Genomic DNA, 25,203 nt, shown 5'->3' with positions numbered 1-25,203 from the left:
GAGTTCGAATCCGGCATCACCGCCCATTGGTTCGGCACCGTGCCCGCGGTGGTCATGGGCGGGATCGGTACGCTGGTGGTGACCGGGGTGTGGATCAAACTGTTTCCGACGTTGGCGAATCGGAATCGGATGCATGTGCCGGTGGAAGAGCCTGCATTAAAACCTACCGCCTGATCCCATGTGGCAATGCGGTCAATGTGGGAGGGGCGGTACGACGATTCGACTTGCTCCCGATTGCAGTGGGTCAGTTTACACATGCAGTGGCTGACACACCGTCATCGGGGGCAAGCCCCCTCCCACATGGGTTATGCGGTGTTTTCAGAGTACCTTATCCAAAGTGATCGGAAACTCCCGCACCCGCTTGCCGGTGGCGTGGTAAATCGCATTCGCCACCGCCGCCGCCACCCCGACAATACCAATCTCCCCCACGCCCTTGGACCCCAGGGCGTTGACGATTTCGTCGTGCTCTTCGACAAACACCACATCAATCTCGCCGATATCGGCATTCACCGGGATGTGGTATTCGGCCAGGCTGTGGTTCATGTAGCGCCCCAATCGGTGGTCGATCTGGGTTTCTTCATGCAGCGCCATGCCGATGCCCCACACCACGCCGCCAAGGATCTGGCTGCGCGCCATCTTCGGGTTGACCACCCGCCCGGCGGCAATCGCGCTGACCACTCGGCTGACCTTGATGGTGCCCAGGTCTTCGTCCACCTGAACCTCGACGAACACCGCCGAATGCGTAGCGGTGGCATAGCCTTCACGTTTCTTGTCCGGTTCGCTGTCGACCTGCACCTGCAGCGCCTCTTCACCGCTGTCCTTGACCAGTTGCGCCAACGTCACACTCACGTCCCCCGCATGCAAGTGGCCGTCTTCAAAGCGCACAGATTCGGCAGCCTTGAATACCGGGTAAGTCTGCCGAGCGATGGTCAGCAGTTTGGCGGTCAGCGCTTCGCAGGCTTGCTGCACGGCGGTGCCGACGGAGGACACGGTAAACGAGCCGCCCTGCAGCGGCGCCGTGGGCAAGGAGGAATCACCGAGCACAAAACGTACATCTGACATCGCCACGCCACTGGCTTGCGCCGCAATCTGAGTCATCACCGTGTAGGTGCCGGTGCCGATATCCGTGGTGGCACTGCTGACGGTGAGTTTGCCCTGCGCATCGATGCTCGCCTTGGCGCTGGCGCTCATCTGCATCGCTTCCCAGACGCCGCCGGCCATGCCCCAGCCGATCAACTGGCGGCCGTCGCGCATGCTGCGTGGTTCCGGGTTGCGCTGTTTCCAGCCAAACCGCTCGGCGCCTTCGCGGTAGCACTCGCGCAGGGCTTTGCTGGACCAGGGTTTGTCTTCGTTGCCGTTGCGTTCGGCGTAGTTGATCAGGCGCAGTTGCACCGGGTCGATGGCCAGGGCGCAGGCCAGTTCATCCATGGCACATTCCAGGCCGATCAACCCCAGCGCGGCGCCGGGCGCGCGCATGTCCAATGGCGTGAACACATCCAGCGGCACCAGCTTGTAGGTCAGTTGCACGTTGTCGCAGTGATAGAGCATGCCGCTCCACTCCACCACGTGTTCGCTGAAGTCTTCGAAACGCGAGGTCTGGCCAATCACCGTGTGCCCCAGCGCCAGCAGCCGACCATTGGCGGCCGCGCCCAGTTGCAGGCGTTGCAGGGTGCGCGGGCGATAGCCGAAGGTGAACATCTGCTGGCGCGTGAGGGTGACGCGCACCGAGCGCTTGAGCGCCAGCGACGCCATCACCGCCAGCGGCAGTTGGTATTGCGGGCGCAGGCCCGAGCCGAACGCACCGCCGACAAATGCAGCAAAAATGCGCACCTGGCTTTTATCCAGGCCGAAGACCTTTTGCACATAGGCCTGGCAATTCTGCGTTCCCTGGGTTTTGTCATGGATATGCAACGTGCCATCCGGCTGATACAGCACGGTGCTGGCGTGGGGTTCCATGGGGTTGTGGTGTTCGATGGGGGTGCTGTAGTGCAGATCGAGGCTGATGGCCGCGCCGGACCATTCGGCCTGGAAGTTGGCACGCGGCGCGGGCGGCGTCTGCGGTGAGGGATGGGCCTGTTCCTGCTGGGTGAGCAGGTCCGTCTCGAAGGCTTCGTGCTCGTACTCGATCTCGATCAAGGCGCCCGCATGCCGTGCCAGCTCCAGGTTATCGGCGATCACCAGGGCTAACGGCTGCCCGCTGTAGAGCACGCGGTCGTTGTAGAGCGGGCGAAACGGCGAGCCATCGGCGGCATCGGCATCGGCAAAGGCATCGTCATAGCTGGCGATTTTCGGCCGGTTGAGGTGATGGATGACGTCCACCACGCCGGGCAGTGCCAGGGCTTTGGAGGCATCGATGCGGGTCACCCGACCTTTGGCAATGCTGCTGGACACCACGCTGCCATGCAGCATGCCGTCTTCGGGGAATTCTCCGGCATAACGCGCCTGCCCCGTGACCTTGAGCAGACCGTCGACACGGTCCAAGGGTTTGCCGATGGCACTCATGGCTGTTCTCCTGCGACGGCGGCGTCGCTCAAGGCGCGGATGATTGCGCGGCGCGCCAGCTTGATCTTGAAGCCGTTGTGTTCCAGCGGCTCGGCGTCTTGCAACAGCGCGTCGGCAGCGTTGCTGAACGCTTCGCGACTGACGGCCTGGCCGATCAACGCGGCCTCCACTGCACGGTCACGCCAGGGTTTGTGGGCCACGCCGCCCAGGGCCAGGCGCGCGTCAATGATCAGCTCGCCGTCCAGCTCAAGGGCGGCGGCGACGGAGACCAAGGCAAAGGCGTAGGAGGCGCGATCACGGATCTTGAGGTAATGGCTGTGCCTGGCCAGCGAATCGGCGGGCAGCTCAATGGCGGTGATCAACTCATCGTCGGCCAATTGGTTGTCGCGTTGCGGTGCGTTGCCGGGCAAGCGGTGGAAGTCGGCGAACTCGATCACCCGTGCGCCAGCTCGGCCTTCGACATGCACCCGCGCCTCCAGCGCCGCCAGGGCCACGCACATGTCCGACGGGTGCGTGGCCACACACTGCTCGCTGGCGCCGAGGATCGCATGGATGCGGTTCAGACCGCTGCGCGCCGGACAGCCGCTGCCGGGCTCGCGCTTGTTGCAGGGCACCGTGGCGTCATAAAAGTAATAGCAGCGCGTACGCTGCAACAGGTTGCCGCCGGTACTGGCCATATTGCGCAATTGCGGCGAGGCCCCGGCCAGGATGGCTTGGGACAACAGCGGATAACGCTGCTCGATCAAGGGATGCCAGGCCAGGTCCGCATTGCTCACCAACGCGCCAATGCGCAGGCCGCCGTCGGCGGTTTCCTGGATGTCATGCAGCGCCAAGCCGGTGATGTCGATCAGGTGGTCGGGGCGGCTGATGTTTTCTTTCATCAGGTCCAGCAGGTTGGTGCCTCCGGCGATGAAGCGCGAAGCGGCGCTGCTCAGGCGCACGGCCTCCTGCACATTCACCGGTTTGCTGTATTGGAAGGGATTCATCGCTCACCTCCCAAGGCATCTTCAATGGCATCGCGGATATTGCTATAGGCGCCGCAACGGCAGAGGTTGCCGCTCATCAATTCTTGGATTTGCGCCGTGTCGTGGGCGCGGCCTTCATTGGCCAGGCCGACGGCGGAGCAGATCTGGCCGGGGGTGCAGTAGCCGCACTGGAAGGCGTCATGCTTGATAAAGGCTTGCTGCATCGGGTGCAGTTGGTCGCCGTTGGCCAGGCCTTCGATGGTGGTCAACTCGGCGCCGTCGCACATCACCGCCAGGGTCAGGCAGGCGTTGATGCGTTTGCCATCGCGCAATACGGTGCAGGCGCCGCATTGGCCGTGGTCGCAGCCCTTTTTGCTGCCGACCAGGTCGAGTCGTTCGCGCAGCAGGTCGAGCAAGGTGGTCCAGGGCAAGACGTCCAGCTGGCGGTCCTGGCCATTGAGAGTCAAGCGTATCGAGTGGGCGACGAACGGTTGGGCCGCCGCGCCATTGGGGGTCGCGCTCATAAACACCTCACGGGTTGGTGTACATCCGCGGCGTTCAGGGAAATCGCCGTCTCAGGGCTACGACTTCCCGGGGTTTTGAGCGTTCAAGCTGATTGATCAGCGGATATTGAGCAGGGTCTTCAGGGTATTTCGCGGCGGGTTGATCGACGAGTTGCTGTATTCGAACCAGCCCTGGGCCTCGACATTCAAGTCGAATACATAGATGTAGCCCATCAAGGTACCCACGCCATTGCAGACCTGGCTGACGTTGCCGACCTGGCACACCGGTGTGCGCTGGCCGTTGAGTACCGCGCCATTGAAGAGGCCTACCGGGTTGTTGCCCAGGCCCACCTCCATCACCGACACTTTGGTGGGCCCTCGGTGCGTGCACATCTGGGTTGTGCTGGTGCGTTCCGGGATGGTTTCCGTGCAGCCGGCCGACTCGACCTTGAACACACGCACCTCGCTCAAGGCCGGTGCAGTCGCGCCCCACACCGGTGCCGCGCCCAGCCACAGGCCAAGACAAGGGATCAGGGCTAGACTCCACGCGTTGGCTTTTTTCATGCTGTCGATGACCTGCTGTTGAACGTCGGCGCAGTATGCCTCAAGCCCATGCGCCACACAGCCTCGGCTGCTGGTATGATGCGCCGCTTTTTCCGATCCTCTCTGAAACCACAGGCGCTTGGCGCAGTTTGTGCTTTGACTTAGAGGTCAACAAATCACGACGCAAAATAGCGTCACAGGGAGCAGGCATGCTGGAAAAGCTGTTTCAACTCAAGGCACACAACACCAACGTGCGCACCGAGATCCTCGCGGGCATCACGACATTCCTGGCCATGGCCTACATTCTGTTCGTGAACCCGAGCATCCTCGGCGAAACCGGCATGGACAAGGGCGCGGTGTTCGTCGCGACCTGCCTGGCGGCCGCCATCGGTTCGACCGTGATGGGCCTGATCGCCAACTACCCGATTGCGCTCGCGCCGGGCATGGGCCTCAACGCCTTCTTTACCTACACCGTGGTGTTGCACATGGGCCACACCTGGCAGGTGGCGCTGGGTGCGGTATTCATTTCGGCGGTGCTGTTCTTCCTGCTGTCGATCTTCCGTATCCGTGAGTGGATCATCAACGCCATCCCCCTGCCCCTGCGTTCGGCGATTGCGGCCGGTATCGGCCTGTTCCTGGCACTGATCGCGCTGCACAACGCGCAGATCGTCGTCAGCAACCCGGCCACCATGGTTGGCCTGGGCGACCTGACAAAAGCCGCCCCCATCCTTGCCACCCTCGGTTTCGTGCTGATCGTCGCACTCGAAGCCCTGGCCGTGCGCGGTGCGGTATTGATCGGCATTCTTGCGGTCACCATTGCCTCCATCGTATTGGGCGTCACCCCGTTCGGCGGCGTGATGTCGATGCCACCGTCCCTGGCGCCGACCTTCCTGCAACTGGATATCAAGGGCGCGCTGGACATCGGCCTGGTCAGCGTGATCTTCGCTTTCCTGTTCGTCGACTTGTTCGACAACTCCGGCACCCTGATCGGCGTTGCCAAGCGCGCCGGCCTGATGGGCAAGGACGGCCATATGCCGAAAATGGGCCGCGCGCTGATCGCCGACAGCACCGCCGCCATGGCCGGCTCCCTGCTGGGCACCTCGACCACCACCAGCTACATCGAGTCCGCGGCGGGCGTGAGCGCCGGTGGGCGTACCGGTCTGACGGCCATCGTGGTCGCGATCCTGTTCCTGCTGGCCTTGTTCTTCTCGCCACTGGCGGCCAGCGTGCCGGCCTTCGCTACCGCGCCGGCGCTGCTGTTCGTGGCCGTGCTGATGACCCAGGGCCTGGCCGAAATCGACTGGGATGACATTACTGTGGCAGCGCCGGTGGTGATCACCGCCCTGGCGATGCCCTTCACTTACTCCATCGCCAACGGCATCGCCTTCGGTTTCATCGCCTGGACCGCCATCAAGCTGCTTTCGGGCCGCTACCGTGAGCTGAACCCGGCGCTGGTGATTCTGTCGATTCTGTTCGTGATCAAGCTGGGCTGGTTCAACGCATGACTTTTGACGCCGCACGCTACACCGCTCAACTGCAAGACAAGGTCACGCGCCTGCGTGACCTGCTGGCGCCGTTCGACGCGCCCGAGCCGCAGGTATTCGATTCGCCGCTGCAGCACTTTCGCCTGCGGGCGGAGTTCCGCCTGTGGCGCGAAGCCGGCGAGCGCCACTACGCGATGTTTTCCCAGGACGACAAACGCACGCCGATCCTGATCGAAGAGTTCCCCATTGCCAGCCAGCGCATCAACCAATTGATGCCGCAGCTCAAGGCCGCCTGGCAAGCCAGCGCCGCCCTGAGCCACAAGCTGTTCCAGGTGGAGTTCCTCACCACCCTGGCCGGCGATGCAATGATCACGCTGTGTTATCACCGGCCGCTGGATGAGCATTGGCACACGGCGGCTAACAAGCTCGCGGCCGACCTGAACGTGAGCATCATCGGCCGCTCCAAGGGCAAGCGCGATGTGATCGGCCACGACTACGTGGTGGAAAAACTCGAGGTCGGCGGGCGCACCTTCAGCTACCGCCAACCCGAAGGCGCGTTCACCCAGCCCAACGGCACAGTGAACCAGAAGATGCTCAACTGGGCATACGAAGCTTTGGGCGATCGCCCGGATGACCTGCTGGAGTTGTACTGCGGCAACGGCAACTTCACCCTGCCGTTGGCGACCCGCGTGCGCAACGTGCTGGCCACCGAAATCAGCAAGACCTCAGTCAACGCAGCCTTGAGCAACCTCGATGAAAACGCGGTGGATAACGTCACCCTGGTGCGCCTCTCCGCCGAAGAACTCACCGAAGCGCTGAATGAAGTGCGCCCGTTCCGCCGCTTGCACGGCATCGACCTGAAAAGCTACGAATTCGGCAGCGTCTTCGTCGATCCGCCCCGCGCCGGCATGGACCCGGACACCTGCGAACTGACCCGACGCTTCGACAACATCCTGTACATCTCCTGCAACCCGGAAACGTTGGCGGCGAACATTGCGCAATTGCATGACACGCACCGGATCACCCAGTGTGCGATGTTTGACCAGTTCCCGTGGACGCACCATATGGAATCCGGGGTGTTGCTGACTCGTCGGTAAGTCCGGAGCACACCGCAGCTCAAAATATGTACGAGCGTGCTGTGGTGAGCAGACTTATCCTGCGCCGGGCTGCAAAGCAGCCCCATTGGATTCTCAGTGCACCCGGCGCAGCACAACTCAAATCATCAGTGCGCAGCCCTAGGCGATTAAAAGTTCGATAATCGAACACATCCGCCGCCTTTGATTGACCAAATTAACCATTCAGTACATTTTATCGCCACAACGAACAAAAATTGTGGAGATACACTTGATGCCGCCTATCGTGCTGGTGCTCAACGGCCCCAATCTCAACCTGCTCGGCACCCGCGAGCCTGCCACTTATGGCCATGAAACCCTGGCCGACGTCGCCGCCCTGTGTGGCCGCAGCGCCGAAAAACTCGGGCTTAAGATTGAGTTTCGCCAGACCAACCACGAAGGCGAACTGCTGGACTGGATCCACGGCGCCCGTGCGCGCTGCGCCGGCATCGTGATCAACCCGGCGGCCTGGACCCACACCTCGGTGGCGATTCGTGATGCGCTGGTGGCCAGTGAAGTGCCGGTGATCGAGGTCCATTTATCCAACGTGCATGCACGCGAAGCGTTTCGTCATCACTCGTTTGTATCGCCTATCGCCAAGGCGGTGCTCGCCGGTTTTGGCAGCCATGGCTACCACCTGGCCCTGGAACATTTCAGCCAGTTGCTCAAGGGTTCGGCTCAATGAAACCGCGTATCCTCGCCGGCCTGATCGGCGCCGGCATCCAAGCCTCCCGAACCCCAGCCCTGCATGAACAGGAAGGCGATGCCCAGGGCCTGCGTTACCTGTATCGCCTGATCGACCTTGAGCCGCTGCACCTGGACATCAACGCCCTGCCTGACCTGCTGCGCGCCGCCGAGCAGATGCACTTCACCGGCTTGAACATTACCTACCCGTGCAAGCAGGCGATCCTGCCGTTGCTCGATGAATTGTCCGACGAGGCCCGGGGCATTGGCGCGGTGAATACTGTGGTACTCAAGGATGGCAAACGCATCGGCCACAACACCGATTGCCTGGGCTTTGCCGAAGGGTTCCGGCGCAATTTGAATGATGTGCCGCGCCAGCGCGTGGTGCAGATGGGCGCCGGTGGCGCGGGCGCGGCGGTGGCCCATGCGCTGCTGGCCGAAGGTGTCGAGCAGCTAAGCATTTTCGATGTGGACGCAGCCCGCGCCCGCGAGCTTGTGGATAACCTGGCGCAGCGTTTCGGCAGCGGCCGTGCCCAGGTCGGCAGCCACCTGGAAAACGCCATGGCCGAGGCGGATGGCCTGGTCAACACCACGCCGATGGGCATGGCCAAGCTGCCCGGCACACCGGTGCCGGCTGAGTTGCTGCGGGCCGAACTATGGGTCGCGGAAATCGTGTATTTCCCGCTGGAAACCGAACTGCTGCGCAACGCCCGCGCCCTGGGTTGCCGCACGCTGGATGGTGGCAACATGGCGGTGTTTCAGGCGGTGAAGGCGTTTGAGTTGTTCAGTGGCGAGGTAGCGGATGCGCAGCGGATGCTGGCGCACTTCAAGAGCATGAATACCTGACGGTAGAAACCAAATCCAAATGTGGGAGGGGGGCTTGCTCCCTCCCACATGTTGAACCAGTTTCCACATGAGGTTCTGCGGTGACTTCACGCCTGCAGGTAGCGCAACACCGACTCACAGATCATCTCGCGATGCCGCTGTTTAACCACTTCATCCGACAGTTCGATCTGAAAAATCTCACTGAACGTATGGCGGTTGGACACCCGGTAAAAGCTGAATGAGTTGATCAGCAAGTGCACGTCCAGCGGCTCCAACCCTTCGCGGAACAACCCCATTTGGGCACCCCGGCGCAAGGTCTCGCCCAGCCCCTCCAGGATCTTGCTGTTCATCGCCTTGATGGTGTTGGTGCGTTTGACGTATTCGGCGTTGTGGATATTTTCGATGCTGACGATGCGTACGAAATCCACGTTCTGGTCATGGTGATCAAAGGTGAATTCCACCAGCCGCCGAATCGCCTCACGCGGTTCCAGCGCGGTGAGGTTCATGCGCGCTTCGGTGTTGCGGATATCGCCGTAGAGCTTCTCCAGCACCTCGACGTACAACTGCTCCTTGCTGCCGAAGTAGTAATAGATCATGCGTTTTGAGGTATGGATACGCTCGGCGATGGCGTCCACGCGAGCGCCGGACAGGCCCTGTTGGACAAACTCCACAATGGCTTCCTGGAGGATGTTTTCGCGGGTCTTTTCCGGGTTGTTCTTACGACTCTTGCGCGGTGCGTCTGACACCGCGGGGAGTTCGGGACTCGAGGTCATGGTGCGCTCACGGCCATTGTTATGCAGGCAGTGATTATGGGCCGCGACGCTCGCTGAAGGAAGCGCTCGACTCGTCGTTATAAACGCGCCTGGCGCACCGCGCCGCTGCGTGACTTGGCCATGGCCGCCAGGCGCACGGCAACGTTGGCCGCGCCGTAGCCGGCGTAACCGTTCTTGCGCTGGATGATCTCGAAGAAAAACCGCCCTTCGAACGGTTCGGTGTACACATGAAACAACTCACCGCCCTGGGCGTCTCGGTCATACAGCACGTTGTAGTACGCCAGCTCGCTGAGAAACTCGTCGTCAAAGTCGAAGCGCGCCGCCAGGTCATCGTAGTAGTTGAGCGGGATATCCAGCAGTGGCACACCCGCCTCTTTGGCGCGGCGCACTTCGGCGAAAATATCCGCACAGTCGAAAGCAATGTGGTGCACGCCCGAGCCGCGATAGCTCGACAACGCGTGGGAAATCGCGGTGTTGCGGTTCTCGGAGATGTTCAGTGGCAGGCGAATCGAGCTGCAGCGGCTGCGCAATGCGCGGCTTTTCACCAGGCCATACGGGTCGGGCAGCACCACTTCGTCATCGGCTTCGAAGTCCAGCAGGCTCTTGTAGAACAGCACCCAGCTGTCGAGGCTGTCGGCTGGCAAGGCCATGGCCATATGGTCGATGCGCAGCAGGCCACCGCCATCGGTCGCGGCCGGTTGCAGGTTGAAATCGGTGTCGTACAGCCCGCCCTCGCTGGGGTCCACCAGGTAAATCAGGCTGCCGTCCGGCGCACGCACGGCCGCCAGTTCCAGCTCGTTGGGCCCGACCAGGCCACGATAGGGCTGGCCCTTGTACGCAACGGCTCGTTCCAGCGCCTTGGCGCTGTCCTTGACCCGGATTGCCGTGGCGCACAAAGACGGCCCATGGGCTTCGAAAAAGTTATGCGCAAAGGAGTAGGGCTCGCAGTTGAGGATCAGGTTGATATCGCCCTGGCGCAGCAGGCTCACGCTCTTGGAGCGGTGCTGCCCGGCCTTGACGAAGCCCAGGCGTTCCAGCCAGTTCGTCAGCTTGGCCGCGAGGTTTTCATCCACGGCAAATTCGAGGAACTCGATACCGTCGTATTCGCTGGCAGGCGGGGTTTGGAACAGGATATCCACCGGCACGGCCGGCTGTTCCTCGGCCAGGCGCTGGCGGGTTTTCTCTTCCAGGTACAGCAGCGAGCGCAGGCCATCGGCGGCGTTCGCGCGGGTCGGCGCGGCGCGGAAGCCATCGTTGAAGATCTCCAGGGACAACGGCCCGGTGTAACCGCTCTGGATGATCGGCGCGAGAAAGCCCGCCAAGTCAAATTCGCCCTGGCCGGGGAAACACCGGAAATGCCGGCTCCACTCCAGCACGTCCATGGCCAGGATCGGCGCGTCGGCCATCTGCACGAAAAAGATTTTGTCGCCGGGGATCTGGGCGATGCCACTTGGGTCGCCCTTGAGCGACAAGGTATGGAAGCTGTCGAGCAACACGCCGAGGCTGGGGTGATCGACCTGACGCACCAGGTTCCACACCTGCTGCCAGGTGTTCACGTGCCTGCCCCAGGCCAGCGCTTCATAGCCAATGCGCAAACCACGGCGGCCGGCGTGTTCGGCCAGCAGGCTGAGGTCATCCAGCAAAATACGTTCATCGCCTACCGAATCCGCAGAGGCATTGCTGCACACCAGCACCAGGTCGGTGCCCAGTTCCTGCATCAGGTCGAACTTGCGCTCGGCGCGCTCCAGATTGCGCGCCAGGCGGTCGCGTCGGCAGCCTTCAAAGTCGCGGAACGGCTGGAACAAGGTGATGGCGATACCGAGATCGGCGCACATTTGTTTAACTTCGCGCGGGCTGCCGTCGTAATACAACAGGTCGTTCTCGAAGATCTCCACCCCATCAAACCCGGCGGCGGCAATAGCTTCGAGCTTTTCCGGCAGGGTGCCGCTCAAGGACACAGTGGCGATGGAACGTTGCATGGGCGACTCCCGGCAATGGTTATTTATGGCAAATTATTCGCCCCCAGCCTACACGCAGCAATTAAAATGTACGAACCGGTTAGTTTTTAGTGCGATTATCGAACACTATGCCCCTTTGGCGAATTGACGATTTTTTAGCCACTGCTCACCATCAATCCCGCATCACCGTGTAAGAAAAGACCCAGAACACACCATAAAAATTTCAAAAAACGGGTACAACCACATGCCTCTGCAAAACTCCGCCCTGGCCGCGCGCCCCGGCACCCCGCACGCCGGCATCGGCGACAAGATCCGCGGCGCCCTGGCCGTGGGTAAAACTCGCTGGGGCATGCTGGCCCTGGTGTTTTTCGCCACCACCCTCAACTACATCGACCGCGCCGCACTGGGCGTGATGCAACCGATCCTCGCCAAAGAGATGAGCTGGACGGCGATGGACTACGCCAACATCAACTTCTGGTTCCAAGTGGGCTATGCGATCGGCTTTGTGCTGCAAGGCCGCTTGATTGACCGCGTCGGTGTCAAACGCGTGTTCTTCTGCGCGGTGCTGTTATGGAGCCTGGCCACCGGCGCCCACGGCCTGGCCACTTCGGCCGTCGGCTTTATGGTGTGCCGCTTTATCCTCGGGCTGACCGAAGCCGCCAACTACCCGGCCTGCGTCAAGACCACACGCCTGTGGTTCCCGGCCGGTGAGCGCGCGGTGGCCACCGGTATCTTCAACGCCGGTACCAACGTCGGCGCAATGATGACCCCGATGCTGCTGCCGTTGATCCTGCACGTGTGGGGCTGGCAGGCCGCGTTCCTGTGCATGGCATCGCTCGGCGCGATCTGGCTGGTGTTCTGGGGTTTGAAGTACTACAACCCCGAAGACCACCCGAGTGTTAAACAATCGGAACTGGACTACGTGCAACAGCACGTCGAGCCCGAACAACCGGGCGTGCCGTTCAGCCGCATCCTGCGCATGCGCGGCACCTGGGCGTTTGCCATCGCCTATGCGCTGACCGCGCCGGTGTTCTGGTTCTACCTGTATTGGCTGCCGCCATTCCTGAACCAGCAGTACAACCTGGGCATCAACGTAACCCAAATGGGCATCCCGCTGATCATCATCTACCTGACCGCCGACTTCGGCAGTGTGGGCGGCGGCATCCTGTCGTCATTCCTGATCGGTCGTGGGATGAACCCGATCAAGGCGCGACTGCTGTCGATGCTGCTGTTCGCCTGCTGCATCGTCGGGGTGATCATGGCGGCCGGTTCCAGCCAGCTGTGGGTCGCGGTGTTCGCCATCTCCCTGGCCATCGGCGCGCACCAGGCCTGGACAGCCAACATCTGGAGCCTGGTGATGGACTACACGCCCAAGCACATGATGAGCACGGTGTTCGGCTTCGGCGGGATGTGCGCGGCCATCGGCGGCATGTTCATGACCCAGATCGTCGGCCACATCCTCACGGTGACCAATAACAACTACACCGTGTTGTTCACCCTGATCCCGGCGATGTACTTCATTGCGCTGACCTGGATGTACTTCATGGCGCCGCGCAAGATTCCTACGGTAGACGTGTGATTCAACGACGCCGCTGCTGCCAGGCAGCGGCCAAGCCGCTCATGCAGATCACCCCGATACCGACCACCGTGGTCATGTCGGGGGTATGACTGAATACCAGCCAGCCCAACAACCCCGCAAACACGATCTGACAATAGCCGAACGGCGCCAGCAAGGCCGGCGCCGCGAAGCGGAAAGCCTGGGTCAGCATCAAGTGCGCGGTCATCCCGCACGTGCCCAAAGCCAGCATCAACACGGCGTGCCACAGCGTCGGCACCTGCCAGAAGAACGGCACCATCGCGCTCATCACCAAGGTATTGCACAGCCCGGCGAAGAAGTTGCTGGTGGTGGGAGTGTCGTATTGGCTGAGGATGCGCGTGAGCAGTTGGTAAAAGCAGAAGAACATCGCCGAACACAACGGCAGCAGCACCGCCGGGGTGAACAGTTCGCCGCCGGGGTGGATGATCACCAGCACGCCGACAAAGCCGCAGATGACCGCCAGCCATTGGCCACGCGTCACGTGCTCGCCCAGCAGCGGCACCGAAAGGGCTGTCACCAGGATCGGCGCAAGGAAGTTCACCGCCGTGGCTTCCGCCAGGGGGATGTAATGCAGTGCGGTGGTGAAAAACAAACTGGTGCCGAGCAGGCACAACGCCCGCACCACCTGCATGCCGGGCCGTTTGCTGCGCAGCACGCGCAGGCCCGATTGCGGCAGGAAGATGCCGGCCATCAGCAAGGTGTGCACTACATACCGTGCCCACACCACCATCACGATCGGGTAGAAGCCGGCCAGGTATTTGGACAAGGCGTCATGGCTGGAGAACAGGAACGTCGCCAGCACAATCAGCAGGATGCCTTTGAAGGGGTGATTGACGCCGGAAAGTGGGGTACTGACAGTCATGGAATTCTCTTGCGTGGCGAGCGGAACGCTGAGCGCTGAACGAGGTAGCGCTTAACCCGGTAATCTAGCAGCCGGGCCGGAGCCTGCCCCAAGAGCATAACCAAACACCGGGCGAACAGCGCACTAAATCCGCAGAATCGAGTCCAACCCTGCACGCTTGCCCCCGCACTGCACACTTTTTAATCAAGGCTCTGCCGCTATGAAAAAAATCTTCTTTGTTGTGTCTGCCCTCGCCCTGCTCACCGCCTGTAACCAGGAAGCCAAGGTCGCGCCAAAACCTGCGCCGGCCTCCGTGCAAGCCACCCTCGTACCGGAAACCGCGCCCACCGATAAGTGGCTCGGCAAATGGGTTGGCGTCGAGGGCCTGTACCTGACCATCGCCAAGGACGACGTTGTCGGCCGTGGTCACTATATCCTCACCATGCAATACGGCCTCGACGCCGAAGACGCGGGCACCTTCAAGGGCGCCGCCTTTGAGGACGGCATCGCCTTCACCCGCCCGGACGGCCCGCAAGTGCTGCGTGCCGGTGACGGTGAAGCCACCGGCCTGAAATGGCTGGTGGATAAGAAAGACTGCCTGATCGTAAACACCGGCGAAGGGTATTGCCGCTAATACCGGCCATACTCAACCCACATCTTTGTAGGACCGTTCATCAAGAGGATTGCCCCATGCTATGGAAAAAAGGCCGACGCAGCGACAACGTGGTGGACGCGCGCGATGACAGTGGCGGCGGCGGTGGCGGTATGCGCTTTGGCGGCGGCAAGGGGCTGAGCCTCACGGCCATTGTGCTGATCGTCGGCATCGGCTGGCTGACCGGCCAGGACCCGTTGCAGATCCTCGGCCAGTTGACCGGCCAGGTGGAGCAGGCGCCGTCGGTGAGCACGCAGTCGCGCCAGGCGCGCCGGCCAACGATGAGCAGGCCGATTTCGTCCGCGCGGTGCTGGGCGACACCGAAGACACCTGGGCCCAGGTGTTCCAGGAAAACGGCCTGGCCTACAAGAACCCGAAACTGATCCTGTTCCGTGGCCGGGTGAATTCCGCCTGCGGCGGCGCCACCTCGGCCAGCGGGCCGTTTTATTGCCCGGCGGATCAGCAGGTGTATCTGGACTTAGAGTTCTTCCGGGAAATGTCGCAACGCTTCCAGGCCGCCGGCGACTTCGCCCAGGCCTACGTCATTGCCCACGAAGTCGGGCACCACGTACAGACGCTGCTGGGCATCTCGTCCAAGATCCAGGCCGCGCGCCAGCAAGGTCGCCAGATGCAAGGCGACGGCGGCCTGCTGGTACGCCAGGAACTGCAAGCCGACTGCTTCGCCGGGGTGTGGGCAAACCGTGCGCAGAAACGCCTCAACTGGCTGGAGCCCGGCGACATTGAAGAAGCACTGAACGCGGCCAACGCCATTGGCGATGACCGTTTGCAGCAACAGGGCCAGGGCCGCGTGGTGCCGGACTCGTTTACCCACGGCACGTCGGCGCAGCGGGTGCGCTGGTTCAAGACCGGCTTCGCCCAGGGCCAGATTACTCAATGCGATACGTTTGCGGCCAAGAGTCTGTAATCAATGAATAAACCATGGGGCTTACTGCTGGCGGTTCTCGCGTCGTGCTCAACCTTGGCGGCCGAACACGGCGTGAAGGTCGTCAGCCCCGATCGGTTTCATCTGCAGGCCGGCGACCTCAGCCTGGGCCTGAGCCAGGACTGGCGCCAGCCGCTGCCTGGCGTCACCCGCGCATTGATCATCGTGCATGGCCGCCTGCGCAATGCCCAGACCTACCTGAACAGCGGTAACGAGGCCGCTGAACACGCCGGGGTCGGCGCCACGACCCTGGTGGTCGCGCCGCAGTTTCTCAATGACGCCGACATCAAGCACCACCACCTGGATAACCAGGTACTGCACTGGAACGGCAACAGCTGGATGGCCGGCGAGCCGTCTGTCGGCCCTGGCCAACTCAGTTCTTACGGCGTGCTCGACCACCTGATCAAGCACCTGGGCAACCGCAAACTGTTCCCGGCGCTCAAGGAAATCGTGGTGGCCGGGCATTCCGGCGGTGGGCAAGTCGTCCAGCGTTTCGCCCTCACCGGTCACGACCACCCGACCCTGCAAGCCGAAGGCATCCGCCTGCGTTATGTGGTGGCCAACCCCTCGTCCTACGCCTACTTCAGCCCGCAACGCCCGGTTAAATTCGACGCCGCCACCTGCCCGAGTTTCAATGACTGGAAGTACGGCATGCAGAACCTGCCGGCCTATGCCGAAGGCCGGGGGCCCCAGCAGTTGGAACAGGCGTATGTGTCGCGCGACATGACCTACTTGCTGGGCCAGCAAGACACCGACCCCAACCACCCGGCGCTGGATAAAAGCTGCGAAGCCGAAACCCAGGGCGCGTATCGGTTGATTCGCGGGCACAACTACTTTGACTACCTCAAGCTGCGCCATCCGCAGTTGCGCCAGACGCTGGTGGAAGTGCCGGGGGTGGGACATGACGGGGATGGGATGTTTACGTCGCCGGAAGGACAAAAGGTTCTGTTCCCTCAGTAACCCCTGAAGAAACCGGGTTAAAACTGTGGGAAGGGGCTTGCTCCCTCCAACAGTTGATCTTTATTGTCTGGGCTGGATCATTCGGCGCAGCGCCGCGCAATCCTCGGCATGCCAATCCGCCAACTCCGGCCACGGGTTTTCCGGCAGGTTGACCAGCACCGTCTTCGCCCCCGCCGCCCGGCCGCAATCCAGGTCAAAACGGTAATCTCCCACCATCACCATCTCACTCGGTGCCACCTCCCACGCCGCAGCCAGCTTCAGCAAGCCACCCGGGTCCGGCTTGGGCGGCGCATCCTCGCGGCCCAGTACATCCTCGATGGCAAAGCAGTCCGCAAGACCGATCGCTTGCAGCGTCACATGCGCCAATTCCTGCGCATTGCGCGTCAGAATCCCCAGGCGATAACCCCGCCCGGACAACTCGCGCACCAACTCCACCGCACCCGTGGCCGCCACCGAACCCAGCGCCAACTCACGCTCATGCTCCAGCAGCCAGGCGTGCTTGGCCGCCGCGATATCGGCGGGCAATGCGGCCAGATGGGTGAGGATGTCGTCCTCGGGCGCAATCTCCAGCGCCACACGAATCGCCGCAAAGTCATGCACCGCCACCGTGAGGGTGCCATCCATGTCGAACACCCAGTGCCTGACCTCGCTCAGGCTCATGCCCAATCCTTGCGATGACGAATCAAGCCTTCCTGGGTCACCGAGGCCACCAGTTGCCCGGCGCGGTTGTACACGCTGCCGCGAGAGAAGCCACGGGAATTGCCGGCCCAGGGGCTGTCCATGGCGTACAGCAACCAGTCATCGGCCCGCAGGTCGGCGTGGAACCACAGCGCGTGATCGAGGCTGGCGACCTGCATGTCCTTTTGCCACACGGTCTTGCCATGGGGCAGCAACGAGGTGGTCAGCAGGCCGAAGTCCGAGGCGTAGGCCAGCAGGTATTTATGCAGCGCCGGTGTATCGGCCAGCGCGCCGTCGGCGCGAAACCACACGTACTTGACCGGGTCGGATGGCTGCGGGTTGTATGGGTCTTTTTCAGTGACGGGGCGCACTTCGATCGGCTTGGGGCACAGCAGCTTTTCGCGCATGTGCTCAGGAATCAGGTGCGCGCGTTGCTTAGTCAACTCAAGCTCCGACGGCAGGTTCTCCGGGCCGACTACCACAGGCATAGTCGTTTGGTGCTCAAAGCCTTTTTCATCGTACTGAAACGACGCGCTACAGGTAAAAATCGGGTGGCCCTTCTGGATCGCCGTCACGCGGCGCGTGCTGAAACTGCCGCCATCGCGCACGCGGTCCACCGAGTACACCACGGGCAATGCCGCATCGCCGGGGCGCAGGAAATAGCCGTGCAACGAGTGCACGTGGCGCGCTTCTTCTACGGTCTGGCTGGCCGCCGACAGCGACTGGCCGAGCACCTGGCCGCCGAACAATTGGCGAAAACCCAGGTCCTGGCTGCGGCCGCGAAAGAGGTTTTCCTCGATCGGCTCCAGGGTCAGCAAGTCCACCAGATCTTCCAATACTTGGCTCATAGAGCAACTCCTACAAACGATGGGGCATTCCGGGCTGCTTATCCATGCAGCGTGTCCAACCATTGGGCGCGGGTGATGCGGTACAAAACGTGCGGGCGCAGCGGGTCATCGGCTGCGACCTTGGGGTGTGCAAAATCTGCCAGGGGATCGTAATGCATACCGATGGCCTGCATGACTTTTTGTGATGGCAAATTGGTCTGGGTGGTAAAGGCGACGATTTCATCCAGCTGCAAGCGATCAAAACCACAGCGCAGCGCGGTCCAGGCCGCCTCACTGGCATAACCCAGGCCCCAATGCTCGCGGGCCAGGCGCCAGCCGATCTCCACCGCTGGGGCAAAGCCGGCGTCAAAACTGACATTCTGCAAACCCGTCAGGCCGATAAACTCACCGGTGTCCTTACGCTGCAACGCCCAGAAGCCAAAGCCGTATTCGGCGAAATGGCCACGAATCCGACCGATCAGCGCGGCGCTTTCCAGGTGGCTCAATTGGGCCGGGAAATAGCGCATCACTTGCGGGTCGGCGCACATGCGCGCAAATTCCGCCAGGTCGCGGTCACGCCATTGGCGCAGCACCAGGCGTGCGCTTTCCAGTTCGAGTATCGGCTCCATGGGTCCCCTCCCCTTGCCATGTGCGTGAGTGTACAGCGCTGGTAAGATCCTTCGCAGTTTCCCGTCAGAAAATCCCATGCCTTTGCCATTGATCTACCACGACGACTACAGCCCCGAGTTCCCGCCGGACCATCGGTTCCCCATGGACAAGTTTCGCCTGTTGCGCGATCACCTGGTGGACAGCGGCCTGACCCTGGACAGCCAACTGCTGCGCCCGCCGCTGTGCCCGCCGCAGATCCTGGCCCTGGCTCATGAACCTGGGTATATCGAACGCTACATGAGCGGCGAGTTGTCGCGCGAAGACCAACGACGCCTCGGCCTGCCCTGGAGCGAAGCCCTGGCCCGGCGCACGGTGCGGGCAGTGGGCGGTTCGATTCTGGCCGCCGAGCAAGCGTTGGAACACGGCTTGGCCTGTCACCTGGCGGGCGGCACGCACCATGCGCATTACGATTACCCGGCGGGCTTTTGCATCTTCAATGACTTGGCGGTGATCAGCCATTACCTGCTGGCCAGCGGCCGGGTCAACCGCGTGTTGATCTTCGACTGCGACGTGCACCAGGGCGACGGCACCGCGCGCATCCTGCACGACACGCCGGAGGCCATCACCGTGTCGCTGCACTGCGAAAAGAACTTCCCCGCGCGCAAGGCCCAGAGCGATTGGGACATCCCGTTGCCCATGGGCATGGGCGACGCCGATTACCTCAAGGTGGTCGACGATGCCCTCAACTACCTGCTGCCGCTCTACCAGCCCGACCTGGTGCTGTACGACGCCGGCGTCGATGTGCATAAAGATGACGCCCTCGGCTACCTCAAGCTGACAGACGCCGGTGTGGCCGCCCGCGATGAAAGCGTGATGCGCCATTGCCTGGGCCGCGATATTCCGGTGATGGGTGTCATCGGCGGCGGCTACAGCAAGGACCGCCCGGCCCTGGCGCGCCGCCACGGCATCCTGCACCACAGCGCACAACGGGTGTGGACGTCATCAGGTTGTCATTGATCTGTGAGCGTTACCCACAATGGCTGTGGAACGGCCTGTGGATAACTTGAGCGTAAGCGGCTGAGAGCAAGCCGCTGCAAGGCTTGTAGGAAAGTGTACATTTTTTGATCAGGCAGCCGTCGCGCCGTCCGGTAGAATGCTCGGCTTATTCACAGCCCCTGTAGCCTTGCCATGCCTCACACCGCACCTCATCACGTCACTATTATCGGCGGCGGCCCAGCCGGGTTGATGGCCGCCGAAGTCCTGAGCCAGGCCGGGGTGCATGTGGACCTGTACGACGGCATGCCCTCGGTGGGGCGCAAGTTCCTGTTGGCGGGCGTGGGCGGCATGAACATCACCCATTCCGAGGCCTATCCGGCCTTTGTGGCGCGCTACGCCGAGCGCGCCCCGCAGATGGCGCCACTGTTGCGTGGGTTTGGTGCCCAAGCGTTGTGCGAATGGATTCAGGGTTTGGGCATTCAGACCTTTGTCGGCACCTCCGGTCGCGTATTTCCTACCGACATGAAAGCCGCCCCGCTGTTGCGTGCCTGGCTCAAACGCCTGCGCGACCAGGGCGTGGTTATCCACACGCGGCATCGCTGGGTGGGTTGGAATGCTGAGGGTGATCTGCTTATCCACAGCCCGGACGGCGAAAAAGTTGTCCACAGCGACGCCGTGCTGCTGGCGCTCGGTGGTGGCAGTTGGTCGCGCCTGGGCTCCGACGGCGCCTGGCTTAACCTGCTGGAAGGCAAAGGCGTGCCCTACGTGCGCTTGCAACCGAGCAACTGCGGCTTCGAAGTGTCGGCCTGGAGCGACTTGATGGTCAGCAAATTCGCCGGAGCGCCGCTGAAAAATGTCGCCATCGGCTTGGGTGACGACAAGCCTCGGCTGGGCGAATGTGTCATCACCGCGACGGGCATCGAAGGCAGCCTGATCTATGCGTTGTCGGCGCCCATGCGTGAGGCGATCAACCGCGACGGTGCGACTACGGTGCATATCGATTTGCTGCCGAGCAAGCCGTTGGACAAAGTGCAGGCCGCCCTGGCGAAGCCGCGTGGGTCGCGTTCGATGAGCAAGCATCTGCACAGTCAGTTGGGATTGGATGGGGTCAAGGCCGCGTTGTTGCGCGAACTGACGCCGGCTGATCACTTCAACGATCCGGCGCAGTTGGCGGTGGACATCAAGGCGTTGCCGTTGACGCTGGTGAAGACGCGACCGATTGATGAGGCGATCAGCACCGCCGGCGGCGTGCCGTTTGAAGCCCTGGATGAGCGGCTGATGCTCAAGCAATTGCCGGGGGTGTTTTGTGCGGGGGAGATGCTCGATTGGGAGGCGCCAACCGGGGGGTATTTGCTCACGGGGTGTTTTGCCAGCGGGCGGGCGGCTGGGCGGGGGATGTTGGAGTGGCTTAGAAGCAGCCACAAGCTATAAGCGACAAGCTGCAAGTAAAGGCACCACGGCGCCTACTTGCAGCTTGCGGCTTATAGCTGCTTCATTTCTTCTTACGCGGCCCCGTGTTAAACACCGGCACCTTGCGCACCGGCTTGATCGACGGCTCCACCGGCGCGGCATCCCCACTGTCCACCCACTTGCCCAGGTTGCGCTTACCACCGCCACCGGAGGTTTTAGGCTTCTTCGGTTTTTTCGGCTTCTTCACCACTTGCCCGCTGGTATCGGTGTCCGGCACGCGGTGTTCCGGTTCGAAGTCCTGCTCCATGTTGCGGGTCAGGGTCTGGCGGGTCAGCATCTCGATGGCCGACAGCATGTTCACTTCATCGGCGCACACCAGGGAAATCGCCTCACCAGTGTTGCCCGCGCGACCGGTACGGCCGATGCGGTGGATATAGTCCTCGGCGACGATCGGCAGGTCGAAGTTGACCACCAGCGGCAAATCTTCAATATCCAGGCCACGGGCGGCTACGTCGGTGGCCACCAGGATCTGCACTTCGCTGGCCTTGAAACGGTCCAGGGCACGCTGGCGGGTCGCCTGGGGTTTGTCGCCATGGATGCCGTCGGCATTGATGCCCAGGCCCTGCAATTTGTCCACCAGCGCATCCACGCCGTTACGGGTCTTGGCGAACACCAGCACCTGTTTCCAGCGGCCTTTGCGCATCAGGTGCACAAACAGCTCTGCCTTGCGCTTCTTGTCCACCGGCACCACCCACTGCTTGACGGTGTTGGCGGCGACGTTGCGTGGGCTGACTTCGATGCTCAGCGGGTCGTTGAGCATCTGCCCGGCCAGCAGGCGGATGTCATCGGAGAAGGTCGCGGAAAACAACAGAGTCTGGCGCTTTTTCGGCAGCATGCGGTAGATGTTCGCCAGCTCTTCGGAAAAGCCCAGGTCGAGCATGCGGTCGGCTTCGTCCAGCACCAGCGTTTGCAGCTGATTGAGCTTCAGCGCGTTCTGGCGGAACAGGTCGATCAGGCGGCCGGGGGTGGCGACCAGGATGTCGACGCCCTTGCGCAGCTTCATCATCTGCGGGTTGATGCTCACGCCGCCGTACACCGCGTAGGTGGTCAGCGGCAGGTGTTGCGCGTATTCGGCGACGCTGGCGTGCACCTGCTCGGCGAGTTCGCGGGTTGGACACAGGATCAGCGCACGCGCCGAGTTGGCGGCGACTTTCGGCCCTTCCATGGTCAGCAGTTGCAGCAGCGGCAAGGCGAAACCGGCGGTCTTGCCGGTGCCGGTCTGGGCCGCGGCCATCAAGTCGCGACCGGCCAGTACCGCCGGAATGGCTTGCGCCTGCACCGGCGTCGGGGTCTGGTAGCCTAGCGTCTCAAGGGCGCGCAGCAAGGGTTCGATCAGGCCAAGGGTGGCGAAAGTCATGTAGTTACCGTAGGAAAAATTCAGCGCAAGGGCGTAATGCGCGGCAGTTTACCTTATTTCCGGTTTGGGCTTGCGCCATTGGGGCAGGCTGATCAGCAACACTGCGCTGATGATCACTAGCATCGCCAGTGCCTCTTCCAGGCCAATGCTTTCACCAACGAACACAATCCCCAGCAACACCGCCACCGCCGGGTTCACATAGGCATAGCTGGTCGCCGCCGCCGGGCGCACGTGTTTGAGCAGGTACATATAAGCATTAAAGGCGATGATCGAACCGAAGACGGTCAAGTAGGCCAGCGCCAGCCAACCTTCCAACGGCGGCATGGCGTGCAGGTGTTCGCCGGATACCGCGCTGGCGATCAACAGCGCCACACCCGCCACGAGCATTTCCGCGGCACTGGCCATGGCGCCCTGGGGCAGCGGCAAATGCCGGCTCCACACCGAGCCGAACGCCCACGAGGCTGCGGCGAACAACAGCAACGCGGCGCCCATCGGGCTTGATTGCAAGGTGCTGCCCATGTTGAGCATGGCAATGCCGACGATGCCCAGGATCACCCCGGCCCATTCCAGACGCGTATTACGCGCGCCCCAGAAATACCCGCACAGTAAGGTAAACAGCGGCACCGTCGCCACCGCGAGGGCGGCCACCCCGGATGACACGCCGGTGTGTTCCGCCACGCTGACCGCGCCGTTGCCGAAGGTGAGCAGCAAAATGCCGATCATCCCGGCGGCCTTCCATTGCGGCCAGGTCGCGCCGGTACCCCGCGCCATCTGAGATAGCCATACATCAACGCACCCGCCATGCAGAACCGAATGCCCGCCAGCAACAGCGGCGGCCAGTATTCCACGCCGATGCGAATCACCAGGTAGGTGGAACCCCAGATCACATACAACGCAAAAAAGGCGGCGATCAACGGTAAGGGAAAGCGACGTGGGCCAGGCATTGGGCGGCTCTATGGCAGGAGATGGGAGGCTTATTCTAAAAAAGCACGGCGTTAAACATAAGTTACAAAACCTGTTTAAACCGCCCATACACTTTTCAAAGCATGGTTATGAGCGCTATAAACCATGCATTCGAAAGCCACGTGCCACTGGAGCCTTATCATGGACAAATACGACCGCATGCTCCTCAGCGCCCTGCTCGAAGACGGCCGCGCGTCTTTCGCGCAACTGGCCCGCACGGTCAACCTCTCCGCCCCCGCCGTGGCCGAACGTGTGGCCAAGCTGGAAGCCAGCGGAGTGATCACGGGGTACCAGGCCAAAGTGGATTTATCCAAAGTGGGTTTGCCGATTCAATGCGTGATCGAACTGCGCCTGACCAACCATGGCAGCCAGAAGGTGTATGACGCCCTCGCCGAAATCCCCGAACTGACTGAGTGCCACCGGGTGACGGGGGATCCGTGCGTGATCATGCAGGCGGCGGTGGGCTCGATGCCCGAGCTGGAGAATTTGATTAACCGGATAGCCAAGTTCGGCTTCAGCAAAACTTCGATTATTTTGTCGAGCGCGATAGAGCGGAGGGTGCCGTTGGGGCAATTGGAAGCCAATGGGAAGAATGGTGGCTGATCGATCGCCATCGCGGGCAAGCCCGGCTCCCACAGCGATCGCGCACTGCCCGAGCAACGCGGTCTACTGTGGGAGCTGGCTTGCCTGCGATGGCGTCAGTGGCCTCACCGCAGAGTCGAACGCTGGACGATCAAATCGACTATCTGCTTGATGGTCGTGATGTGATCCCAATCCTCCTGCGTCGCTTGCAGCTTGAACTGCCACTTGATCTGCATGACAAAGCAGGTCAGGTCGTCATCAATGATGTTGAAGTCATGGATGAAATCCGTTTGCTCCGTGACTTCGCTTCGGTCGATGAAGCCGATGATATCGACGAATAGCTGGATCACTTTTTCGCTGATGTCGGCTCTGGTCAGGCTACCTTCCATTTCTCGCCTCATAGGCACACTTACCCAAGCTGACCAGGTCAAAAACGGCCAGCCCCTTAGCCACTAACGGCGTGCCCCGTCCGATAATGCCCAATACCCGCACGGTTCCAAACGTTGCCTTGGTCACTCTGGCCGCGGTCGGCTGCCTGACCAATGTATGTGGGAAAAAACGCATTCCGATGAGGCTGTCCACCTGCGTGGTTTTGCTGGAGCCGACATGCCTCCAGGTACCCGTCGCGAGCTTGCTTATAGGTATACCGTCCTCGCCGGTGATCACCCTTGTCGCCGAAAATCCGTAGTGTTGCCGTATAAGTTTCCAGAGGTCGTCAAACGTCGTGCTCGGCACCGAGGCGTCAACATCAATGGGCCTGAGTAACTGGTAACTGGCGCCATGACTCCAACCTGGCAAATCAGGCAAAACCATGACCGCCGGGCAGCCTGTCATAGCGTTGCCCAAATGAAACGCCAGGTTTGAAGCTGAGCCAAAATCGATGCCATCTCGTTTCAGCTCAAACTGGCTTCGCATGATTGCTGTGTGAAGATCACTTTCCTGCATGGCTGAAGTCCCTGTGCGTAAAAGACAGGTGGGATGGTAGGGTGCAGAAAGACGCGAAGGAGGGATGAAGGGAAAAACAAGAAAGGTCCTAGACTGCAATCGGACTTTGCCTACTGACCATTCAGAACGTAGAGGCAAGCAACCGCCAAACGCTTGATTTTCAGTGGCCAGCAAGACCGATCCCTTTCATTTGCGGGACGTTTCCGAGAGAATTCTAGAGCCTTGCGTCAGCCGGATCTGATGGCTAGTCTCGCCACGTCATCGAACAATCGGTGATCGGACGTGCAAGTCCGGCTCGCAAAGGTGCACAAGCGCCCTACATCTCAACGACCGTTTTATCCGGCGTTAATCTGTTATGGCGGCTGTGCGCTGGAGACCTTCGGGGTCTGCCGGGTTTTCCTTTGCCCCGGTCTTGCACACCTGCGTACAGCTGC

General features: G+C 61.7%; 23 protein-coding genes and 3 pseudogenes. 12 read left to right on the top strand and 14 right to left on the bottom strand.

Going from position 1 to position 25,203, the window contains the following annotated elements:
- Positions 1-174, top strand: a pseudogene (locus tag JWR98_RS15740) (MFS transporter); the annotation flags it as partial.
- A 144-nt stretch (positions 175-318) separates the two neighbouring features.
- Here JWR98_RS15740 and JWR98_RS15735 read toward each other — a convergent pair.
- The 4 genes from JWR98_RS15735 to JWR98_RS15720 all read right to left on the bottom strand — a co-directional run bounded on the left by JWR98_RS15735 (position 319) and on the right by JWR98_RS15720 (position 4,534).
- Positions 319-2,502, bottom strand: coding sequence for a xanthine dehydrogenase family protein molybdopterin-binding subunit (locus JWR98_RS15735; protein WP_205490491.1), 2,184 nt, complete (start codon positions 2,500-2,502; stop codon positions 319-321).
- Positions 2,499-3,488 carry an FAD binding domain-containing protein gene (locus JWR98_RS15730; protein ID WP_078734756.1) on the bottom strand — a complete coding sequence of 330 codons (990 nt, stop codon included), beginning with the start codon at positions 3,486-3,488 and terminating at the stop codon, positions 2,499-2,501. Before JWR98_RS15730 ends, JWR98_RS15735 begins: the two co-directional genes overlap by 4 nt.
- Complete coding sequence (locus tag JWR98_RS15725) at positions 3,485-3,991, bottom strand: (2Fe-2S)-binding protein (protein ID WP_078734758.1); 507 nt, start codon at positions 3,989-3,991, stop codon at positions 3,485-3,487. Before JWR98_RS15725 ends, JWR98_RS15730 begins: the two co-directional genes overlap by 4 nt.
- Before the next feature lie 96 nt (positions 3,992-4,087).
- Complete coding sequence (locus JWR98_RS15720; protein ID WP_205490490.1) at positions 4,088-4,534, bottom strand: DUF4879 domain-containing protein; 447 nt, start codon at positions 4,532-4,534, stop codon at positions 4,088-4,090.
- Positions 4,535-4,722: 188 nt separating this feature from the next.
- On the opposite strand from JWR98_RS15720, the gene JWR98_RS15715 reads away from it, so the two are divergent.
- The 4 genes from JWR98_RS15715 (at position 4,723) to JWR98_RS15700 (ending at position 8,639) form a co-directional block, all read left to right on the top strand.
- Positions 4,723-6,018, top strand: coding sequence for an NCS2 family permease (locus tag JWR98_RS15715; RefSeq protein ID WP_078734759.1), 1,296 nt, complete (start codon positions 4,723-4,725; stop codon positions 6,016-6,018).
- A complete protein-coding gene (trmA, locus tag JWR98_RS15710; RefSeq protein ID WP_003176230.1) occupies positions 6,015-7,094 on the top strand; it encodes a tRNA (uridine(54)-C5)-methyltransferase TrmA in 1,080 nt (359 codons plus the stop codon). The genes JWR98_RS15715 and trmA overlap by 4 nt, the downstream gene beginning before the upstream one ends.
- A gap of 250 nt (positions 7,095-7,344) precedes the next feature.
- Positions 7,345-7,794: a type II 3-dehydroquinate dehydratase gene (gene aroQ / locus JWR98_RS15705; protein ID WP_078734761.1), complete on the top strand. Its 450-nt coding sequence runs from the start codon at positions 7,345-7,347 to the stop codon at positions 7,792-7,794.
- On the top strand, positions 7,791-8,639 hold the full coding sequence (locus JWR98_RS15700) for a shikimate dehydrogenase (RefSeq protein ID WP_205490488.1): 849 nt from the start codon (positions 7,791-7,793) through the stop codon (positions 8,637-8,639). The genes aroQ and JWR98_RS15700 overlap by 4 nt, the downstream gene beginning before the upstream one ends.
- A gap of 86 nt (positions 8,640-8,725) precedes the next feature.
- On the opposite strand, the gene JWR98_RS15695 is transcribed toward JWR98_RS15700, so the two are convergent.
- Together JWR98_RS15695 and quiC are read right to left on the bottom strand one after the other, a co-directional pair.
- Positions 8,726-9,391 (bottom strand): TetR/AcrR family transcriptional regulator, encoded by a 666-nt coding sequence (locus JWR98_RS15695; RefSeq protein WP_078734765.1) that lies wholly within the window; start codon positions 9,389-9,391, stop codon positions 8,726-8,728.
- Positions 9,392-9,468: 77 nt separating this feature from the next.
- Complete coding sequence (quiC, locus tag JWR98_RS15690) at positions 9,469-11,370, bottom strand: 3-dehydroshikimate dehydratase QuiC (protein WP_078734766.1); 1,902 nt, start codon at positions 11,368-11,370, stop codon at positions 9,469-9,471.
- A 223-nt stretch (positions 11,371-11,593) separates the two neighbouring features.
- Here quiC and JWR98_RS15685 point away from each other — a divergent pair, with 223 nt between their 5' ends.
- Positions 11,594-12,928 carry an MFS transporter gene (locus tag JWR98_RS15685; protein ID WP_078734767.1) on the top strand — a complete coding sequence of 445 codons (1,335 nt, stop codon included), beginning with the start codon at positions 11,594-11,596 and terminating at the stop codon, positions 12,926-12,928.
- Position 12,929: 1 nt separating this feature from the next.
- Here the strand turns inward: JWR98_RS15685 and JWR98_RS15680 are convergent, their stop codons facing one another.
- Complete coding sequence (locus JWR98_RS15680; protein ID WP_003176238.1) at positions 12,930-13,808, bottom strand: DMT family transporter; 879 nt, start codon at positions 13,806-13,808, stop codon at positions 12,930-12,932.
- A gap of 199 nt (positions 13,809-14,007) precedes the next feature.
- On the opposite strand from JWR98_RS15680, the gene JWR98_RS15675 reads away from it, so the two are divergent.
- From JWR98_RS15675 to JWR98_RS15665, 3 genes and pseudogenes are all read left to right on the top strand, one after another.
- On the top strand, positions 14,008-14,421 hold the full coding sequence (locus JWR98_RS15675; protein WP_078734768.1) for a membrane lipoprotein lipid attachment site-containing protein: 414 nt from the start codon (positions 14,008-14,010) through the stop codon (positions 14,419-14,421).
- Positions 14,422-14,477: 56 nt separating this feature from the next.
- Positions 14,478-15,364: pseudogene (ypfJ, locus tag JWR98_RS15670) on the top strand (KPN_02809 family neutral zinc metallopeptidase).
- Positions 15,365-15,367: 3 nt separating this feature from the next.
- The gene (locus tag JWR98_RS15665; protein ID WP_078734770.1) at positions 15,368-16,342 is read left to right on the top strand and encodes a hypothetical protein; all 975 of its coding nucleotides are present in this window, start codon (positions 15,368-15,370) and stop codon (positions 16,340-16,342) included.
- 60 nt (positions 16,343-16,402) lie between these two features.
- Here the strand turns inward: JWR98_RS15665 and JWR98_RS15660 are convergent, their stop codons facing one another.
- Genes JWR98_RS15660 through JWR98_RS15650 form a run of 3 tightly spaced genes read right to left on the bottom strand, consistent with a single transcriptional unit; the run spans position 16,403 to position 18,476 of the window.
- Positions 16,403-17,002 (bottom strand): HAD family hydrolase, encoded by a 600-nt coding sequence (locus tag JWR98_RS15660; protein ID WP_205490486.1) that lies wholly within the window; start codon positions 17,000-17,002, stop codon positions 16,403-16,405.
- Complete coding sequence (tesB, locus tag JWR98_RS15655) at positions 16,999-17,868, bottom strand: acyl-CoA thioesterase II (protein WP_078734772.1); 870 nt, start codon at positions 17,866-17,868, stop codon at positions 16,999-17,001. The genes JWR98_RS15660 and tesB overlap by 4 nt, the downstream gene beginning before the upstream one ends.
- Before the next feature lie 38 nt (positions 17,869-17,906).
- Complete coding sequence (locus JWR98_RS15650) at positions 17,907-18,476, bottom strand: GNAT family N-acetyltransferase (RefSeq protein ID WP_078734773.1); 570 nt, start codon at positions 18,474-18,476, stop codon at positions 17,907-17,909.
- A 76-nt stretch (positions 18,477-18,552) separates the two neighbouring features.
- On the opposite strand from JWR98_RS15650, the gene JWR98_RS15645 reads away from it, so the two are divergent.
- Both JWR98_RS15645 and JWR98_RS15640 read left to right on the top strand, forming a co-directional pair.
- Positions 18,553-19,473 carry a histone deacetylase family protein gene (locus JWR98_RS15645; RefSeq protein ID WP_078734774.1) on the top strand — a complete coding sequence of 307 codons (921 nt, stop codon included), beginning with the start codon at positions 18,553-18,555 and terminating at the stop codon, positions 19,471-19,473.
- A 171-nt stretch (positions 19,474-19,644) separates the two neighbouring features.
- On the top strand, positions 19,645-20,883 hold the full coding sequence (locus tag JWR98_RS15640; protein WP_078734775.1) for a TIGR03862 family flavoprotein: 1,239 nt from the start codon (positions 19,645-19,647) through the stop codon (positions 20,881-20,883).
- Between the two features lie 61 nt (positions 20,884-20,944).
- Here the strand turns inward: JWR98_RS15640 and rhlE1 are convergent, their stop codons facing one another.
- Positions 20,945-22,279 carry an RNA helicase RhlE1 gene (gene rhlE1 / locus JWR98_RS15635; protein WP_205490484.1) on the bottom strand — a complete coding sequence of 445 codons (1,335 nt, stop codon included), beginning with the start codon at positions 22,277-22,279 and terminating at the stop codon, positions 20,945-20,947.
- Positions 22,280-22,327: 48 nt separating this feature from the next.
- Positions 22,328-23,223, bottom strand: a pseudogene (gene yedA, locus JWR98_RS15630) (drug/metabolite exporter YedA).
- Between the two features lie 160 nt (positions 23,224-23,383).
- Between yedA and JWR98_RS15625 the strand changes: the two are divergent.
- Entirely contained in the window at positions 23,384-23,845 is a 462-nt protein-coding gene (locus JWR98_RS15625; protein ID WP_003176251.1) for an Lrp/AsnC family transcriptional regulator, read from the top strand.
- Positions 23,846-23,949: 104 nt separating this feature from the next.
- Here the strand turns inward: JWR98_RS15625 and JWR98_RS15620 are convergent, their stop codons facing one another.
- Both JWR98_RS15620 and JWR98_RS15615 read right to left on the bottom strand, forming a co-directional pair.
- A complete protein-coding gene (locus tag JWR98_RS15620; RefSeq protein ID WP_078826170.1) occupies positions 23,950-24,213 on the bottom strand; it encodes an acyl carrier protein in 264 nt (87 codons plus the stop codon).
- Positions 24,203-24,769, bottom strand: coding sequence for a hypothetical protein (locus tag JWR98_RS15615; protein ID WP_205490483.1), 567 nt, complete (start codon positions 24,767-24,769; stop codon positions 24,203-24,205). The genes JWR98_RS15620 and JWR98_RS15615 overlap by 11 nt, the downstream gene beginning before the upstream one ends.
- Positions 24,770-25,203 lie beyond the last annotated feature (434 nt).

Origin of the sequence: Pseudomonas lactucae (assembly GCF_016937615.1) — a bacterium.
GTDB lineage: Bacteria > Pseudomonadota > Gammaproteobacteria > Pseudomonadales > Pseudomonadaceae > Aquipseudomonas > Aquipseudomonas lactucae.
Note: the sequence above shows the minus strand (reverse complement) of the source record. Positions and strands in the feature narration are given on the sequence as shown.